The organism is Thermogemmata fonticola (genome assembly GCF_013694095.1).
GTDB classification, from domain to species: domain Bacteria; phylum Planctomycetota; class Planctomycetia; order Gemmatales; family Gemmataceae; genus Thermogemmata; species Thermogemmata fonticola.
Genome location: NZ_JACEFB010000021.1, coordinates 1 through 18,206, shown reverse-complemented (window position 1 = coordinate 18,206; position 18,206 = coordinate 1). Strand labels below are relative to the sequence as shown.

Here is an 18,206-nt window from a genome sequence, read left to right as displayed (position 1 = left end):
CCCGCTCCGGTCCGCCTCATAGCACCGGAGAAAAGAGCCGGGCGCCATTCTCGAAGATGCGGCTCATCCACGGCCTTTGGGCAAACACCTCCCGGTCCACCCGTACCGCCTGGGCTAAATCGGAGAGAAACTGCTCCTCCAGCTTCTGCGTCACGGCGGTGTCAAAGAACTGGCAGTTGACCTCGAAGTTGAGAAAGAGGCTGCGGTTGTCGAAGTTGGCCGTCCCCACCGAAGCCCATTGTCCATCCACCAGCAGATATTTGGAGTGGAGCATGCCGGGAATGTACTGGTAGATTTTGCCGCCGGCGTCGAGCAGGTCGCTCCAGTAGAAGCGGGCGGCGAGAAAGGGGAGCCATTTGTCCGGGCGGAAGAGGGTGAGGAAGCGCACGTCGACGCCGCTGCGGGCCGCCAGGCACAGGGCATCGCGCAGGCCGCTATCCGGGACGAAGTAGGGACTGGCCAGCCACACCCGCCGCCGGGCCTGCACGATCGCCGCAAAATACGTCTCCCGGATCGCCTTGTATTCCCCGTCCGGACCGGATGCCACCACCTGGGCCAATACTTCGCCCTGCGGCTCGGACCACTTCGGATAATACTCCTCGCCTTTCACCGCCTCGCCCGTTGCGAAATGCCAGTCTTCCAAAAACAGCCGCTGCAAACCCGCCACCACCGGCCCTTCCAGGCGCATGTGCGTGTCGCGCCAAAACCCGTAACGCCGGTCCAGACCCAAATACTCCTGCCCGATGTTGAACCCGCCGGTAAACGCCACGCGGCCATCCACCACGACGATCTTGCGGTGATTGCGGAGATTCACCCGCAGGCGGTAGAGCGGATTGAGCACGGGGAGGAAGGGGGCATGCCGGCCGCCTGCTCGGCGCACGTGCCGCAACAGCCGCCGGGACAGATCATGCGCCCCAATCGAATCGTACAGGAAGCGGACGATCACCCCCCGCCGCGCTGCCGCGCTCAACGCTTCGATGAACTGTTCCCCGCAAGCGTCGGACCGGAAGATGAAAAACTCGATATGCACGTGATGCCGGGCCGCTCCGATGGCCTCCAAAAGCGCCGCATACAGCGGCTTCCCCTCGTGGTAAAACTCCACCGCGTTCCCCGCCGTCACCGGAAAGCCTTCCGCATGTTCCGCCAGCCGGGCCAGCATCTGCCACCGCCGCGGCACGGGTACGCTCGCCTCCGACGACCAGGCGCAAATCTGCCGGAATAATCGCCGCCGCTGTTGCTTCCGCCGTAAAGGCCGCGCCACCCACTGATAGCCAAACAGGAAAAATAAAAACGCCCCCAGAAACGGCACCAAAATCACCGTCAGGCTCCAGGCGATCGCCGACATCGTCTCCCGCTTCAAATGCAGCACCCACACCAAAGTCAAGCCAGTGACGATGATGTCGATGAGCAGCGCCCAGGCGGCTATGTCCTGCCAGAATCGCTCGATGAATTGCATCGCCGTCATGACCTCAGTATAGCAAAAGGGACGGTGCTGCCGCCGCTTTCCCACCGCTGACCTCGGCGGCCCGATCCTCCCCTGGAATCTGCACGAGGAGCGCTGCGCGTGAAACGATTGGTCTTTGAACAACCCGGCGAACCGCGCCAGGTCCTCCGCTTGCAGGAGGATGTCCCCGTGCCCCCCTTGCAGCGCGGGGAAGTGCTCATCCGGATGCTCGCCGCCCCGATCAACCCCTCCGACCTGATGTACATTTCCGGGCGCTACGGCCTGCAACCGACTCTCCCCGCCGTGCCGGGCTTTGAAGGCGTCGGCGTGGTCGAATCCCACGGCGGCGGCTGGCTGGCCCGCCTCCGCGGCGGACGCCGCGTCGCTGTCCTTGGACCGCGCCTCGGCACCTGGGCCGAGTACACCATCGCCTCCGCTCGCCAGGTCTTCCCCGTTCCCGATGCCTGGACCGACGAGCAAGCCGCCACCTTCTTCGTCAATCCCGCCACCGCCCTGGCGATGGTCCGCTATGTCCTCCAGGTGCCGCCGGGAGAATGGCTCCTCCAATCCGCTGCTGCCAGCGAAGTCGGCAAAATGATCATCCGCCTCGCACAGCTCTATCGTTTCCGAACCCTCAACGTCGTCCGCCGCCCGGAACAGATCGAGGAATTGCGCCGCCTCGGCGCCGATGCCGTCCTCCTTGCTTCCGGCGAACCGCTCCCTCAGCAGGTGGCGCGCCTGGCTCCCCAAGGCGTCCGCTATGCCGTCGATTGCGTCGGCGGGGAACTCGGCTCCCAACTCCTCGCCGCCCTCGCCCCCCAAGCCCGCTGCCTCATCTACGGCTCCCTCGCCGAGGCCCCTCTTCAGGTGGACCCCCGCTTCCTCATCAGCACCGGCCTGCACATCCAGGGCTTTTGGCTCGCCCGCTGGCTCCGCCAACAAAACGTCCTCCGCCTCCTCCGCTTCTTCCGCTCCGTCCGCCAGCTCATCCAGCGCGGCATCCTCCAGTCCGCCATCGCCGCCGTCTATCCCCTCGAACAGTTCCGCGACGCCCTCGATCACGCCCAACGCCCCGGCAAAGGCGGCAAAATCCTCCTCCGCATCACCTCACGCTGACACCCTACGGGCACGCCCGTCCTGCTGACCCTACGCGGAACGAGACCATACCACTCCAACAGCAACCCGCCACCGAAAAGGGGACAGCTCACTCCCCGTCCCTCTCCCCCTTCATCTGCCAACCAAAAAACTTTTACCTATCCCTCTTGCTTGCACTCCGAAGATCAATTACGCTTATGGTTGTAACAACATCTTCCCATCGTGTTTGTTCGATATCTTGCGTTCTCCGTATTTCGGAGGACCTATCTCCATCAATTCCCAGGTGAACCCCGAAGTTTCGGATGGTGAGGGGGAGGTTCTGTCATGTCAATGGTTCGTCACATCAGGAAGAGAGGAGCTGGGGAAAACACAAACCCTGGAGGATGCGAAAACCGCCCGGCGCTCAGCCTGCTGGAGTTTTTAGTAGCGGTTGCCATTGTGGCGATCCTGCTGGCCTTGCTCCTGCCCGCGGTGCAGAAGGTGCGCTCGGCTGCTTCCCTGCTGCGGGAGAAAAACAAGGTCAAACAGATCACGCTGGCGATCCATATGTATGCCGATAACCATGACTGGATCGGTAGTGATAAACCATTTATCGGTATCCTGCCCTATCTCGAACAAGGTGTCTATTACAAAATGGTTTATCCTAATGGTCCCAACGATACGACATATGAAACTATCAAAATGCCACCCTATCTCAACCAGGATGACCCTTCGCTCTTTATCCAGGAAAATCAAGTATCTAGTTACGGCGTCAATGGATTGATTCACAAGGAGTTCAATTCCCGGAGATTAGCTATAATCCGTGATGGGATGTCCAACACCATTGAAATCACAACACACTATGCAAATATCATGAAACAAAAAGGACAAAAAACACATGTCTCTAAGAAATTCTGGAATTGGTTTGTGAATCGGCCCCTATTTGGCGTGGGGGGAGGTGAATTCGATATTTTGCCGCCGACGTTTGCCAATCCGTATTGTCGGGATGTCTTGCCGGGGTCGGCGGAGGCGCAGAGCGTGACCTTCCAGCTCCGTCCCAAGATCGAGGAGGCCGACCCCCGCATTCCTCAGAGTCCCTACACGCATGGCCTGTTGGCAGGGTTGGCGGACGGCAGCGTGCGGATGATCTCTCCTCAGATCAGTCCGCAGACGTTCTGGGCAGCGGTGAGTCCCAACGGCGGCGAAGTCCTCGGCCCCGACTGGTGACAGCCCTATGTCCCATCCTCCTCTTCCCGCACGTCCAGTCTCTGGCTGAAAAAACTCAAGCCTTCGGCAGAGACGGCTTCGGCACTTCTGCGGCAATCCGAGGGAAGGACGGCCATGCTCCTGGACGCTCAGCGTTCGCTGGCGAACCAGACCTTTTGCCAATAGGAACGGCTGTATTCGCCGCTGCTGGCTGGGAAAGCATCTGGGGGAAGGCGGTCGAACAGTTCCTTCATCTGGTCGCGGATTTGGCGTTCGCGGACGGGGTCACCCTTGAGTTTGAAGGCGTGATACATGAGGCTGAGGATGATGAGTTCCTCCACGGTGCCGCGGTGGTGTTCGCGGAGGCGGTCGGCCTCGAAGAGGAGTTCATTGAGGGATTTTGGGGTATTCAGGAGCAGGTAAGTTTGCAGGAGCCGCAGGTGGGCCTGGAGGCGGAGCCAGGCTTGCCGTTCGTCGAGTTGGCCGTGCCGCTGGTGGTGGCGTTCCATTTCGTCGATGACTTGACGGAACAGTTGGGCGGCCTCTTCACGCAAGCGTTGGGCGGCGGAGGGGTCGGGCTGAAGCGGCGGCGGGGCAGTGGAACGCTGCACGAGGCAAATGCCCAGGAGCAAGCGGGCCAAGGGAGCTTCGGGACCCGCAGGGTAAAGGGCGATCTGCTTGCGCAGCCAGACTTCGGCTTCGGCGAATCGTCCGGCGCGGATGTGGTCATGGGCCAGCTCGATGAGGGCGCGTTCGTGGTAGTCCCGCTCGGTTTCGGAGAGGGTCTGCTGGGTGGCGATCTGTTCAAAGAGGGCGAGGGCGAGGGGGCGCAGGCGGTTGTCCCGGCTGTCGATGAAGCGGCGGGCCAAGCGATAGCGGACGCGTGTGGCAGCGGGACCGGAACTCGCCAGGGCTTCGTTGAAGGCTTGGAGGATGTCGGGAAGGGGCTGTTCGGCGGCAATGAGGGTTTCGGCGAGTTCCGCCCAGAGTGTTCCGGCGAGGGATTCGGGCAGGTCAGGGAGCCGGACGGCCCGGCGAAGCGTGGCGATGGCCAGCGGCAATTGTCCAGCCTGGCGGTAGAGGAGGGCAGCGCGGCGGAGCCATTCGCCTTGTTGGGCGGACGGCGCGGACACGCCGGCCAATTGTTCGTATTCCTGCGCGGCGGCCATAGCCCGCTCAGCCAGCGGTTCGCCCCGACGCTGCAACGCCTCCACCCAGGCGGATAGCACCTCGGCGCGCTTCTCCCGCTCCCGTCCTTGCTGACAGAGGGGACGGTAGGCTTCCACCACGCTCAGAGCGGCCTCGAACTGTCCATCTTCTGTCAGCACTCCTGCGGCCAGCTCGAAGATGGGCACCGCTTCATTCAGGCGCAGAAACGGATTGCGCCAAGACTGAGGGCCGGACAGCCCGCGGGTAGCCTGTTGCAGATACGGGACGGCCCGCCGCCGACGCTCCGAGGTCGGCTCTTTGAGCAGCAACTCAGCCAGGCGCAAGGCTGCCGCTTGGGACTCCGGCGGTTCGCCTCCCGCAGCTTCTTCGTAGAGGGACAGTGCAGCGTGGTATTCCCGCATTTGCTGCTTGCACCAGGCCAAATGATAGGCGGCCCGGCGGCGCAGGGACGGATCAATCCCGCTCAACCCGCGGAGCAGCTCCAGGTCTCGTGCGGCACCTTGCCAGTCATCCTCCGCAATTTTGACCTGAGCTAGGAGAAAGCGGCCCGACGCCTGCACAGCTACGGCCGCCTCCGGACCGATCTGCTCCAGCCACTTGCGGGCCTGGGCCCAGTCTTTGCGGCGGACGAGGAGTTCCCCCAGCTTCAGCTTGGCGCGGGCAAGGGATGGCGGCGGCGTCGCCAGACCCGCACCAAGCAGATACTTCGTCAATCCCTCCCGTGCTGTGGGCCAATCCGGCGGGGACAGGCGCAGGGCCAGCTCCGCTTGCAGGCGCCCTGCGTCCCCGGCATCTTCCCCGTAGGGCACCGCGGCGAGCACCGCGATCCAGACGCGGATGTCCCCCTCGGCGGGCGGAGGTTGCTGTTGCGCCGCTGCCCGCGCCTTAGTCAGCCGGAATGTCCACCGCGGACGCTCGCTGGGGTCCAGGGCCTCAGCCTGCACCTGCTCCAATTGCTTCAGCGCGGCCTGCCAGTAGGACTGCGCCTCGGTTTCGTCACCGGTCAGTTCCGCCAGCCGAACGTAACCGCTCCCCAAAGCATACCGCCCCTGCTGCTCCCACTGTGCCGGTGGGTCGCCGCGCGCCGCCAGTGCCTCGACCAGGGTCCGAATCTCCTCCCGGTCTGGCGTTACCCGCTGGCATGCCTCCTGGAGTTGCTCCACCAGCCGACCGTAGGCCGACGCTTCGTCCTCCGTCCACGACGGCAGCCAGCCCAAATGCGCCGCCGTAAACACCGCCACTCCGAGCAGAAACACAGGAATCTGCCAGATTTGCCCTAAAGTCATCCTGCCGCTCTTCGCCTCGTGCCACGTCACAGCTAACTCACCTATCCGAGCCATTGAGCTATCCCTTCCCTTCGCCCCACACCCTGCCTACTACACCCCACCGCTTCCCTCGCCGTCAAGCCCAACCCGCCAAGTCCTACACGTTGGGTGCAGCCAGATTTTCTGGAGGGTCCCTGCCGGGCAGCTCTGCTAAGTCTGGGGAAACACCTCGCGGGTTCAGCCCCCACCCCCAGAGAATCTAGGTACACCCGGCTTCGTCCCGATACTCCCGAAGACCACAGGAGGCGGGAGGCTCCACCCGACGATGGAGCAAAGGCCCCACACTCTGCACCGGCAGACGCCGTCGACTACGGAGCAAAACATTGTATTCCAGCAGCCGCTGAGGAAGGGTGGATTCCCAACTCGATTGGACTTCGAGATGGAGGAGGTAGGGTTGGGGGTAGTGGAGCGGAAGACTCTGTCGGGGAGGCGTTGGATGGTGGCGAGGGCGGGATCGGGGTTTTCGGGTTCGATAGGCGGGATGAGGTGGAGTCGGGGGGCGAGGGCGGCGAGCCAATCCTGGCCGCAGGGTTCGAGCAGGATGCGTGTCACCGTGTCCTACTCACCGGCCATCGGGTTTCTCCGGGGAGGCGGGCCGCCTCCTGCTGCCTCCCCCGCCAACTCACCCGCAGCCACAAGCCCCGCCGTCTGCTCGCCTACAACCTTGATGGCTGATTGGTCGGATTTCACCGACGAAGTAGGAAGAAGGGGGTTCCCTCTCGGAAGGTGGCGGACGGAGTCGCTTTGGGAGTTTGAGGGATTGACCGACCCGGTTCCCCTCGGAGCGGAGGATGCGGGGCGGTGTCAGCGGAGCTGCTGGCTCAGCCGCGGTTTTTGATGATCATCACTTCCACAATGGTGATCGCTTGGTCCCCGCTGATCCCCAAAATCTGCTGGAGCTGATTGAGGTATTCCTTCTCTTCCTCTTCCACAACGCCGTCGGCGAGGACCAGATCGCAGGCGTTGGCAAAGGCCGTCTCGTGGAGCCTCTCCGGCAGCACCTGGGCGCAAGCCCGCAGTACGCTCTCCACCCCCTGCCGCTTGATCATGCCCAAGAGCCGATTGAGCATGTTGTTGAATTTCTCCTCGGTCCAGTTGTCGTAAAGTTTCATCCGGGAGAGGATGGTACACAGTCCTTGGGCCTCCTCGCTGCTGATGTGGCCATCCGAAGCAATGGCTCCCATCAGGATGCCCGCGAATGCTTCTTGCTTGGTCAGCTCCCGCTGCCCTCGCTCGCCGAAAATGCTGTCAAACAGACCCATGGGATACCTCCTCGTCAAGGAACCGGAATGGAAGGTGAAACCAAGGCTACTCGGGGACAACGGGAGACTTTCCGGGGCGCGATGCCGGGGAAATGCGCCGTTGCTCCGATGAGTATGCTGGAATGTCTCCTGGGGTAAGAAACGGCACGGGCAGAATCCCCGCTCAATCTGCTTTTATCGGAAGCCCACACGGGATGCCCGCGAATCTCTTTCACCTTATCCGCGGGCCGACAGTTTGTCGAGTCAAAAGGGGAACACCCGGCCGCGTGGACCGGTTTGGCTCTGGCCGTTTCCCCGATTCAGGTTGACCGGTCCGGGTATCCGCAGAGCAGGCGCTGGTCCGTGTTCGTGACGGGCGGGTTGTTTCGCGAACGGTCCGCTGGGCTGGGAAGCGGGAAAGGCGCCAAGTCGGCGAAGTTTCCCATCCTCGGACGCTTGTCAGGCCAAGTCCCGATCCTCGAAGAGGAGAAGGCCCACGATGAGGGCGATGGCTGCGTAGAGGACGGAATAACCCAGCACAGTGAGGACGTAGCCGCCGAATCGCCACAGGTCCAGCGGAGCTTCGCGGATGATGGCCGGACCCATGTTGAAGAACTCCAGGGCGGGCAGGAGCACGTCGAAGAGCCTGCCGAGGAAGGCTACCAATCCCGCCCCTACCGCTGTGCCGGAAGCTGATTCCGTCACGCGGACCACCACCGGCGCCAAATGCCCCAGGAAGTAGATGAGCAGGCAGAGCACGATATTGACGACGAAGCTCAAGCGTGTCGCCAGCGCCGCAGCAATGGCCACGAGGATCATCACCTTGCCGAAGCCAAGCATCTGGCCGAGGGTGTGGGCCGTTACGTCGGAAAACCACAGGCCCGCCCCCCGCGCCACCGCCTTGCCAGGCGAGGAAGGCACGGGAGTCTCGAACAAGGGCACTACACTCCGCTGGGCTTGGAAAGTCATCGGATCGACGACCTTGCTCAGCGGCGCATAGGGATCCACCGGGTCCGGATCGTTGTTGATCTGGTCGAACTCCCGCACAGCTCGCAAGGCATACGTCAGGTTCCAGCCCAAAAACAGGGTCAGGATCAGGCAGGCGAGTATGATCCCCACATACTTGCCGATCAAAAACTGCCGCCGATTCACCGGCTTGCTCATGAGGGTGACCGCCGTCCGGCCCTCGATCTCCTCGCTGATCGACATGCTCGCCGAAAGCACGCCGAAGATGATCGCCGCTAGCATGGCGATGTCGAAGCCGATCTGCTTCATCATCTTGTAGTCGTCGCCGAAGGTGAAATAGGGGATGCAGACCGACAGCCAGGTCAAAAGCACGCCGCCCAGGGTGATGAGCCAGAACATCGGCTGCCGGCACGCCTCCCGATAGGCCGCGTAGGCCACCGCTCCACCCTTGGGCCAGAGCGCCACCACGCCGTAGGGAATCACGATGAGCAGGTCGATGAGGAGTTGCAAATGCAACAGGCCGCCGTAGATGTACCGCCCGTTCCAGGAGAGGGTCCGCGAGTCCGTGTTGTAGCCCATGTAGATGGCCAGGGCCACACCTGCTGCCAATAAGCCCAATCCCACCGACATCATCGCCGAGGGAGTGACCAAAGCTCGGCGGAAGCCCCGCGGGTCCACCACATACAGCCACGGCAACGCCGCCAAAAATTGCACCAACGCTAAAAACAAACCCGCCAGGAGGATGCTTGGATCGCTCAGCCACGCGCCCATGGCGTTGCTCCCGTTCCGCTCGACAGCCCTCAACTCTGCCACTTACCGCTGGTCTCAGCGGCACAGCCGGAATCCGCCCGCTCTCCGACACCTTGCGGGCCGTCTCCCCGCACCGTGCCATGCGTCGGATGGACGGATATGTTTTATACGCCCGCTCTGTCCGCGGCGTTCGCTTCCGTCTTCTCTGGAGTTTCTCCGTCTCGCCCCGCCTCTCGACCTGCCGCTGAGGTTTCTCCTTCCCCCGCCGCAGTCCGACCGACGCTCCAGGACTACGGTTGGTCCTCTTCCGCCGAGGCTTTCCCCGTAAGTAGCAGTCCCTGGCCAGCAGGAGCAGGTGGCACTCGTTGACCAGTAGGAACCATTGGCAGTCCCTGGCCAGCAGGAGCAGGTGGCAGTCGTTGACCACCGGGAACCGCAGCTTCTCCCGCGAGGGCGGAAGCAGGCCGGTGACATACCTCTGTCCCTCATATCGATTGCGGGCGGTCCATTTCGGCGATGCACCGGGCGGCCGGTCTGTCAAGCCGGGGAGGGACGTGTCTTGCCGGGGGAGGTCAGGAGGAAGAGGAAGGGCAGTCGGAGTTGATGGTAGTAGGAATTGGAGGAGGATAATTCCTGGAGTTTGGGTGTTGCGGGAGAGTAGAATGGGGTAAGCTAGGGGTGAGAGTCGAAGAGCCGGGGAAAAGCGGGATGTGACGGAACGCAAGCAGGACGCGGCACCTTCAACCGGGGAGGAACGATCATGGCGGCCATCGTGGCTCAGGAAGCGTGGGAGCATTTGCGATGGGAACGGGATGAGCGTGAGGTGGAGGTGGTGACTTTCGATGTGAGCGGTTCGCCGGTGAACATCTTCACGGAGGGGTTGTTTGCCGAGCTGCGGTCGCTGGTGGAGCGGTGGGAAAGGAGCCTGCCGCGGGCTGTGGTGTTCCGCAGCGGGAAGGCGTCGGGGTTTCTGGCCGGGGCGGATGTCAAGCAAATCCAGCGGTTGCAGACGGAGGAGGAAGTCGAGGCGGTGCTGCGGGCGGGGCAGGATTTGTTCACGCGCTTGGAACGGCTGACGTGCCCGACCCTCGCAGCGATCCACGGTCCGTGCTTGGGGGGCGGCCTGGAGTTCGCTTTGGCCTGCCGCTTCCGCATCGCACGGGATGATCCTTCGACCCGCTTGGGCTTGCCGGAGGTGCAATTGGGCTTGATTCCGGGTTGGGGCGGAACACAACGGCTGCCGCGGCTGATCGGCTGGCGCCGGGCGGTGACGATGATCCTTGAAGGCTCGACCCTCCATGCCCGCAAAGCGTGGGAAGCGGGTCTGGTCGATGCGGTGTATCCGCCGGAGAGCTGGGAGGCCGGGATTGAGTCGTTCCTGGCAGATCGCTTGCGGGACTTGCCGGTGCCCTATCCGCGGCGGAGCCTGACGGACCGGCTGGTAGATGGCACCTGGGCGGGGCGCTGGTGGCTGCTGGTGCAAGCGCGCAAGCGGCTGGGGATCAAGGCGGAGCATTATCCGGCGCTCCTGGCAGCGCTGCGGGCCATCGAAGCGGGGATGCGCGGCGGCGTGGAGCAGGGATACGCTGCGGAACGGGAAGAGTTCCGCCGAGTGGTCTTTACGCCGCAGTCCCGGCGCCTCATCGAGCTGTTCTTTGCACGCGAGAAGGCCCGGAAAGCTTCGACCTGGGTGCGTGCCGCCGTACGGCCGAGAGCCTTCCAGAAAGCCGTGGTGGTTGGCGGCGGCGTCATGGGCAGCGGCATCGCCCAACTGCTCGCTGTCAACGGCCTGTCTGTAGTCATCAAGGAGATTCAACCCGACCTGGCCGCGGCGGCCCGCCAGCGTGTCGAGGAGCTGACGCGCGCGGCGGTCAGCAAAGGGGTCTTGCCCGCAGCGGAGGCGGAAGCCGCCTTGCAGCGCCTGACAGCGACAGCGGAGTGGGGACCCGCGGCGGGAGCCGACCTGGCCATCGAAGCCGTCGTCGAGAAGGAAGAGGTCAAGCGGGAAGTGTTCCGGCAACTCGCGGAGCAGTTGGGAGCGGAGGCGGTGCTGGTGTCGAACACCTCGGCCCTGTCGATCACGCGCCTGGCGGAAGCGGTGGATCAGCCCCCGCGCGTGGCCGGCCTGCACTTCTTCAACCCGGTCCACAAGATGCCCCTGGTCGAAGTGGTCCGCACCCCGTTCACCAGCGAAGAGGCCATCGCCGCCCTGGTGGAACTGGTTCGCAAAGTCGGCAAGGTGCCTGTGGTCGTGAACGATAGCCCCGGCTTTGTGGTCAATCGCATCCTCTTTCCGTATCTGGACGAGGCGGTGCGTTTGCTGCGGGAGGGGATAGCGGCGGAGGCAATCGATCGGGCCGCGGTGCGTTTCGGGATGCCGATGGGGCCGCTGGAACTTCTGGACCAAATCGGCGTGGACATCGCCGCGGATGTGAGCCGGACCTTCGCTGCCTTGGCCGCCGAACCCAGTCCCACCCCAGAGTACTTCGCCGCGATGGTCGCGGACGGAGCCTTGGGCAAAAAGAGCGGGCGCGGCTTCTACCGCTATGACGGGGAGAAGAAGAAGGGGGTCAGTCCCTGGGGGCAAGTCCGCGGCGGGGAAGCTGTGGCCAGCGTGAGCGATGAAGAGGTGGAGAACGGCCTGAGCGAACTCCAGCAGCGGCTGATCTATCCGATGATCAACGAGGCGGCCCGGTGCCTGGAAAGCGGCGTGGCCGAGGAAGCCTGGATCATTGATCTGGCGATGGTGCTGGGGACTGGTTTTGCACCCTTCCGAGGCGGCCCGCTGCACACCGCCGATGCTTTGGGCATCCCCCGCGTCGTGCGGGAATTGGACGTGCTCCAGCGCCGCTTTGGCCCCCGCTTTACTCCTGCGGCCCTCCTCCGCATGCTGGCCAGCGAGGAGCGGGATTTCTACCCCGCCGCCTCCTCCGAACGCGTCCCCGCCGGGGCGGCCCCCGCCGCTCAGTCCTCTCATCCCCAGGAGGCCCGGCCATGAGGGTGTCTTGTCCTCCGGCGTGCCTGGCAGGGTCTTTGTTCCCGCTAACCTGTCTTTGGAGAAGCGGCGATGAGCACTGAGAGCCGTCCTGGCGTGCTTCCACCGGGAATCGAACCGGCCTCCGCGGATGGAGTGGCCGGGAGCAGCCGCCCGTCGTTTGCCGAGGAGGCTTTGCGCCTCAGCGGCAAGAGCGCGGAGGAGGTCCGCCGCCTGGGGGCGGTCGATGCCGCGGATGAACAGGTGGAAAGCCTTTTCGCCAGCCGGTATCAGACGGCGGCCAGCCCCATCCACCGCGCCGTCTGGGACGCTCAGGTCCAAGCGGAGCAATGGGACCTGCGTCCCCCGCCCCTGGACGAAACCAGCGCCCGGGCCATGCGGGAGGCCGTGGAAGTGGTCCAACGCCACCGCCAGGCGGGAACGCTCTGGGATGAGCAAGGGAAGATCGCCCCGGCGGTGCTGGAGGACCTGGCTGCGACCGGCTATTGGGGCTTGCTGGTGGAGAAGAAATACGGCGGTCTCGGCTTGCCCTTCGCCCACTTCGCCCCTTTCCTGACCCGCATGGCCACGGTGGACCCGACCGTCGCCGGCTTGGCGTCCGTCCACGGCTGCATCGGGGCCGTCGATCCCATCCAAACCTTCGGGACCGACGAGCAGAAGCAGCGCTGGCTGCCCGAACTGGCCTCCGGACGCCGACTGTCCGCCTTCGCCCTGACCGAACCGAACGCCGGCTCGGACCTGACCGCTCTGCGCACCACGGCGGTCCGGGACGGAGATGATTACGTCATCCACGGGGAAAAACTGTTCATCACCAACGTGCTGCCAGGCCGGACCATCGGCTTGGTCTGCCTGATCGACCAAAAACCCGCTGTGCTGATTGTGGACCTGCCCCCGACGGAGACCGCCCAATTCCGCCTGAAGCGCTACGGCCTCTACGCCCTCAAGCACGCTCACAATTACGGCATCATTTTCGACGGCCTGCGGGTCCCTGTGAGCCACCGCCTGCAAGCCCCCGGCGGCGACGGCCTGATGATCGCTTATCACGGCCTCAACCGCGGGCGGGTCGCTCTGTGCGCCACCGCGGCGGGAACCATGCGGCTGATGCTCGCCGACATCCTCCCCTGGGCACGCTTCCGCATCACCTATGGACAGCCGATTGTCACGCGCGAATTGGTCCGCCGCCGCATCGGCCACCTGGCCGGCCTGATCGTCGCCTGCGATGCTCTCACGGCCTGGGGAGCGGCCCTGCTCGACGCCGGCTACCGCGGCGAGATGGAATGCATCGTCGCCAAAATCTTCGGCAGCGAGGCCCAGAAAGAGGCCGCCATCGAGCTGCACATGAAGACCCACGGCGGGCGCGCCTTCCTCCACGGCCATCTCTTCGGCGACAACGTCCACGACTTCCTCGCCCCCTGCATCTACGAAGGGGAAGGCGAAATGCTCGGCATGGCCTTCTTCAAGTCCCTGGTCAAGCAGCATGGGCGGCAGTTCTTCGAGCCGATCGGGCGCATCCTGGCCGCCGCCGGCATTCGCAAGCCGAACTTCCTCAATCCGCTCCATCTCTGGAAGCTCAAGGCACCGCTGTGGGCCTATACCCGCTGGCTGCTGGGCCGCTTCTTCCGCCGCAGGGTCTGCGAACTGCCCCCGTTGCCCCCGGAGTTGCAGCGCCATGCCCGCTTCGCCGCCGAACAGCTCGCCCACATGGCCGCCGAACTCTCCGCCGCACTCCGCAAACACCAGCTCAAACTCGCCGACCGCCAGTGCCGCATGTCCGAACTTTCCGCCCGCGCTCAAATGCTCACCGTCATCCTCTGCACCGCCCTCTACGCCGGCCGCCAATCGGACAGCCTCATCCGCGCTGCTGCCGACAACCTCTGCCGCACCCTCACCCGCCAATTCCTCGGCCGCCGCCCCTCCGACCGCGACTTCCGCGATCTGACCGAACTCGGCGCCGCCATTGCCGACCACCCCGATACTCTCGCCGCCGGCATCACCGCCCCGCCCATCCTCATGCCCTACAATCCCTGACCACCCGCTGACACCGGACCCACGGATGTCAACTGACCGGGCTGTGTCATCAGCCCCGTCCCGGCTCCCTGCTCCCGGAGCAGCCCCGCGCTTGCCGCCTGACCCTTCCCGAATTTTCCGCCGGAAAACTGTTTCCTTTTCTGAATACCCGTATATAATGTACAAATGATCCAAAATGGCAGTCAAGCCCCCGCCCGCTTGCCGGGAGGTTTCCGTGCTCCCCTCGGCTTTCACGGTGGTCTCAGCGGAAGGAGGGAACGCCTCGGCGGAAGCGCCCGTGGCGGTGTCACCGGCAGCGCCTCGTCTCCGCCAGTACGGCGCCAGCGAGGGCAGCACCCGCTGGGAGCAGGAATCGAGGGGCGTGGACGCCGCAGAGTCCCATACAAACTCCCACGCCGCGGGAGCAGGGCCAAGCGGCAGCGAGACGGTCGATCGGGAAGGAAGAGGGGACGGGCTTACATGAGTTTCTCTTTCAGGGCCTTCAGAGCACGCGCTGTCACCCGCACGGAAGCCGGCTTGTCCTTGGTGATCATCTTCTCGCCGGTGAAGCGATTGATCATCTCCTTGCCGCCCTTCTGCGCGGGGACGTACTTGGCCCGCACCTTGAGCAGGCCGGGCAAGGTCAGCGACTTGACCGAGTCGTTCTTGCTGACGCGCAGTTGCTTCTTCATGATGTCGGCGATGGCATCGAAGACCTTCGCCACATCGGCCTTCTTCAAGCCCGTTCGCTCTGCGATCTCGGTGAAGAACTGGCTCTTGGTCAGAGACTTGCTCGCACTCTTGGCACCGTTGGCTTTGGCCATGACATGCTTCTCCACTACTAGGGGACAGATACCCCGGAACCTCCGGCAAAATTGGCCAGAGTCGCCGCGACTTGGCCGTTCTTCCCTCAAATATGAGGCATTTTTCTATCTTTTCGGCTCTTGTCAAGCGATTTTTGCTAGTTTTTACCGCTTTTTTCGCCCGTTTGTGCCAGAAACGGCGACTATTCCGACCTCCTGGGCGCCGTGGCCCGCCTTGTCCGCCTCTCGCCGGGGCCGGGGCAGCCTTCCTATCATCATCGGCAACGGGGCTGTTTTTCCCGATCCCTGCTGTGTGAGGAGATGCATGGAGGAATTCACCGATCTGGATCGCCTGGCTATCACCACCATTCGGACTCTGGCGATGGACGCCGTGCAGAAGGCCAACTCCGGCCACCCCGGCGCCCCGATGGGATTGGCCCCCGCCGCCTACGTCCTCTGGTCCCGCTTCCTCACCTATGATCCCGACGATCCCCTCTGGCCCAACCGCGATCGCTTCGTCCTGTCCAATGGCCATGCCTCCATGCTGCTGTACGCCCTGATCCATCTGGCTGGCATCCGCCATGTCGATGACCAGGGACGAGTCACCGAGGAACCGGCCTTGCCCCTGGAGCAAATCCAGGCCTTCCGCCAGCTCGGCAGCCGCACGCCGGGACACCCCGAATACCACCTCACCGCCGGTGTCGAGACCACCACCGGCCCGCTCGGCCAAGGGGTGGCCAATGCCGTGGGGATGGCCATCGCCCAGCGCTGGCTGGCCGCCCACTTTACCCGCCCCGGTTTCGAGGGTCTCTTCGATCACCACATCTACGCCTTCTGCGGGGATGGCTGCCTCATGGAGGGCGTCGCCGCTGAAGCCGTCTCCCTCGCCGGGCATCTGCGCCTGGGCAACCTGACGCTCCTCTACGACGACAACCACATCACCATCGACGGGCCGACCGAGCTGGCCTTCACCGAGGACGTGGCCGCCCGCTTCCGCGCCTGCCACTGGCACGTCCTGCGTGTGGCCGACGGGAATGACCTTCAGGCCATCGCCGAGGCCTTCCACGAAGCCCGCCGCGTCCGCGACCGCCCCACCCTCATCTGCCTGCGCACCCACATCGGCTACGGCGCCCCCCATAAGCAGGACACCCATGCCGCCCATGGCGAACCCCTCGGTGCCGAAGAGGTCCGCCTCACCAAACGCTTCTACGGCTGGCCCGAAGACGCCCAGTTCCTCGTGCCCCCCGAGGCTGCCCACCACTTCCGGCAGCTCCTCGCACGCCGCGGTGCTCAAGCGCGTCAACTCTGGCACGCCCTCTGGGAACGTTACCGCCACCAGTTCCCGGAACTGGCGGAGCAGCTCCTGCTCCTGCTCCAACGCCGGCTGCCGCCGCACTGGGACCGCGACCTGCCGGCCTTTCCCCCGGACCCCAAAGGACTGGCCACCCGCGACAGCTCCGGCCAGGTCCTCAACCTCCTGGCCCAACGCATCCCCTGGCTTTTGGGTGGCTCCGCTGACCTCAACCCCTCCACCAAGACCTTCCTCAAGTTCCCCGAAGCCGGTGTCTTCACCGCCGCTTCCCCCCAGGGCCGCAACATCCACTTCGGAGTCCGCGAACACGCGATGGCTGCCATCCTCAACGGCCTGGCCCTGTCCCACCTTCGCCCCTACGGTTCCTCCTTCCTCGTCTTCACCGACTACTGCCGGCCCGCCATCCGCCTCTCCGCCCTCATGCACCTGCCCGTCCTCTACATCTTCACCCATGACTCCATAGCCGTCGGCGAAGATGGACCCACCCACCAGCCCGTGGAGCACCTCGCCGCCCTCCGCGCCATCCCGAACCTCCTGGTCATTCGCCCCTGCGACGCCAACGAAGTCGTGGAAGCCTACCGCGTTGCCCTGGCCCAAACCCATCGCCCCGTCCTTCTGGCCCTGACCCGCCAGGCCGTCCCCACGCTGGACCGTTCCCGCCTCGCCCCGGCTTCCGGACTGGCCCGCGGGGCTTACGTCCTCCGCGACGCCCCCGACCCCCGCGTCCTCCTCATCGCCAGCGGGAGTGAAGTCCATCTCTGCCTCGCGGCTGCGGAACTCCTGGACCGGGAAAACATCCCCGCCCGTGTCGTCAGCATGCCCTCCTGGGAACTCTTTGAAGAGCAACCCCGTGACTACCGCGACGCCGTCCTGCCGCCCCACCTCACCGCCCGCGTCTGCGTCGAAATGGCGTCCCCCCTCGGCTGGGAACGTTACGCTGGTCCCACGGGAGCCATCCTGGCCATGCGTTCCTTCGGCGCTTCGGCCCCCCTCAAGGATGTCACCCGCCACTTCGGCTTCACCCCGGAAGCAGTCGCGGCGGCGGCCAAGGCCCAACTCGGAGGCTGAACGCACCGCCTTCCTGCCCCGTCGGCAACGGGCCTCATTCCGCGGGCCAATGTCCAGGATGCCGAAGCGGAAGAATTGCGACGGATCGAATTTTCGACTGCGTTGGGACAAACCGCTGTCACTGTGAGAAGAACCCGCCGCTCCGCCACTGCCACCCGCTGCACCCGGCCCACCACGCCCGCCACGAGGTCCGCCTCGACCACCCCGCGGGGAACCGCCATCACCACCACCACTCGAACCGCCGCCGCCGGAACCATCGCCATCACCACCACCCGGACCGCCGCTGCCATTCCCCGGCCCGTTCGGCCCCTCCTCGTCTTCCTCGTCCCAACCGCCGTCCTCCTCATCCCCTTCGTCCCAATCCTCGTCCTCCCCGTCCCAGTCCTCGCCCTCTTCGTCCCAAGCCGCCTCGTCCTCGGTCCAAGCCCCATTGTCCAGCTCGTCCCCGTTCTCCCCCGCTGCCGTTTCGGTCCCTGGAGCCGGCTTGACAGTCCCCGATTTTTCCCCGCTTTCGGCAGTCGAAAAAGCCGAGCCGTCCGCCGTTGCACCTGCCGATGCCTCCCCAGCTTCCACTGTCAAATCTGTGTGAATATCCTTTGGATTGTAACTGACAAACTTCTCAGAGCTTATCTTCGGGGACGAAGACGGGGAACCATTTTCGGAAGAAGTCGAAGCGGTGGAACCACCAGGTGCAACATTCGCAGGCCCAGATTCCCCCGGATTTTGGCCAATTTTTGCTTCCGCATGACCATTCGCCGTCGTGGAATGACTGCCGTTAACTCCCGGAGATGTTCCTGTGGCAGCCGCGGAAGTGCCGTTTGTCAAATCCGATCCATTGACATCCT

The 18,206-nt window shown here is 64.2% G+C and carries 11 protein-coding genes; 6 read left to right on the top strand and 5 right to left on the bottom strand.

The genetic code is table 11. The features are described 5' to 3' along the window. Positions 1–16 precede the first annotated feature (16 nt). Positions 17–1,465, bottom strand: a complete 1,449-nt coding sequence (gene cls / locus H0921_RS17035; RefSeq protein ID WP_194539734.1) for a cardiolipin synthase — start codon at positions 1,463–1,465, stop codon at positions 17–19. Between the two features lie 99 nt (positions 1,466–1,564). On the opposite strand from cls, the gene H0921_RS17030 reads away from it, so the two are divergent. Beyond that, entirely contained in the window at positions 1,565–2,560 is a 996-nt protein-coding gene (locus tag H0921_RS17030; protein ID WP_194539733.1) for a zinc-dependent alcohol dehydrogenase family protein, read from the top strand. 303 nt (positions 2,561–2,863) lie between these two features. Then, on the top strand, positions 2,864–3,745 hold the full coding sequence (locus H0921_RS17025; RefSeq protein ID WP_194539732.1) for a hypothetical protein: 882 nt from the start codon (positions 2,864–2,866) through the stop codon (positions 3,743–3,745). A 128-nt stretch (positions 3,746–3,873) separates the two neighbouring features. Here the strand turns inward: H0921_RS17025 and H0921_RS17020 are convergent, their stop codons facing one another. From H0921_RS17020 to H0921_RS17010, 3 genes are all read right to left on the bottom strand, one after another. After that, entirely contained in the window at positions 3,874–6,234 is a 2,361-nt protein-coding gene (locus H0921_RS17020) for a tetratricopeptide repeat protein (RefSeq protein ID WP_194539731.1), read from the bottom strand. Positions 6,235–7,040: 806 nt separating this feature from the next. Next, positions 7,041–7,481 (bottom strand): tellurite resistance TerB family protein, encoded by a 441-nt coding sequence (locus H0921_RS17015; RefSeq protein WP_194539730.1) that lies wholly within the window; start codon positions 7,479–7,481, stop codon positions 7,041–7,043. A 438-nt stretch (positions 7,482–7,919) separates the two neighbouring features. Then, positions 7,920–9,197, bottom strand: coding sequence for an ABC transporter permease (locus H0921_RS17010; RefSeq protein ID WP_194539729.1), 1,278 nt, complete (start codon positions 9,195–9,197; stop codon positions 7,920–7,922). Between the two features lie 739 nt (positions 9,198–9,936). Here H0921_RS17010 and H0921_RS17005 point away from each other — a divergent pair. The 3 genes from H0921_RS17005 to H0921_RS16995 all read left to right on the top strand — a co-directional run bounded on the left by H0921_RS17005 (position 9,937) and on the right by H0921_RS16995 (position 14,662). Next, positions 9,937–12,174: a 3-hydroxyacyl-CoA dehydrogenase NAD-binding domain-containing protein gene (locus H0921_RS17005; protein ID WP_194539728.1), complete on the top strand. Its 2,238-nt coding sequence runs from the start codon at positions 9,937–9,939 to the stop codon at positions 12,172–12,174. A gap of 69 nt (positions 12,175–12,243) precedes the next feature. Beyond that, on the top strand, positions 12,244–14,199 hold the full coding sequence (locus tag H0921_RS17000; protein WP_194539727.1) for an acyl-CoA dehydrogenase family protein: 1,956 nt from the start codon (positions 12,244–12,246) through the stop codon (positions 14,197–14,199). Positions 14,200–14,374: 175 nt separating this feature from the next. Continuing rightward, a complete protein-coding gene (locus tag H0921_RS16995; protein WP_194539726.1) occupies positions 14,375–14,662 on the top strand; it encodes a hypothetical protein in 288 nt (95 codons plus the stop codon). Here the strand turns inward: H0921_RS16995 and H0921_RS16990 are convergent. After that, complete coding sequence (locus H0921_RS16990; RefSeq protein ID WP_194539725.1) at positions 14,655–15,002, bottom strand: HU family DNA-binding protein; 348 nt, start codon at positions 15,000–15,002, stop codon at positions 14,655–14,657. The genes H0921_RS16995 and H0921_RS16990 overlap by 8 nt on opposite strands. Positions 15,003–15,306: 304 nt before the next feature. Between H0921_RS16990 and tkt the strand changes: the two genes are divergently transcribed. Next, positions 15,307–17,361 carry a transketolase gene (gene tkt / locus H0921_RS16985; RefSeq protein WP_194539724.1) on the top strand — a complete coding sequence of 685 codons (2,055 nt, stop codon included), beginning with the start codon at positions 15,307–15,309 and terminating at the stop codon, positions 17,359–17,361. Positions 17,362–18,206: the final 845 nt, after the last annotated feature.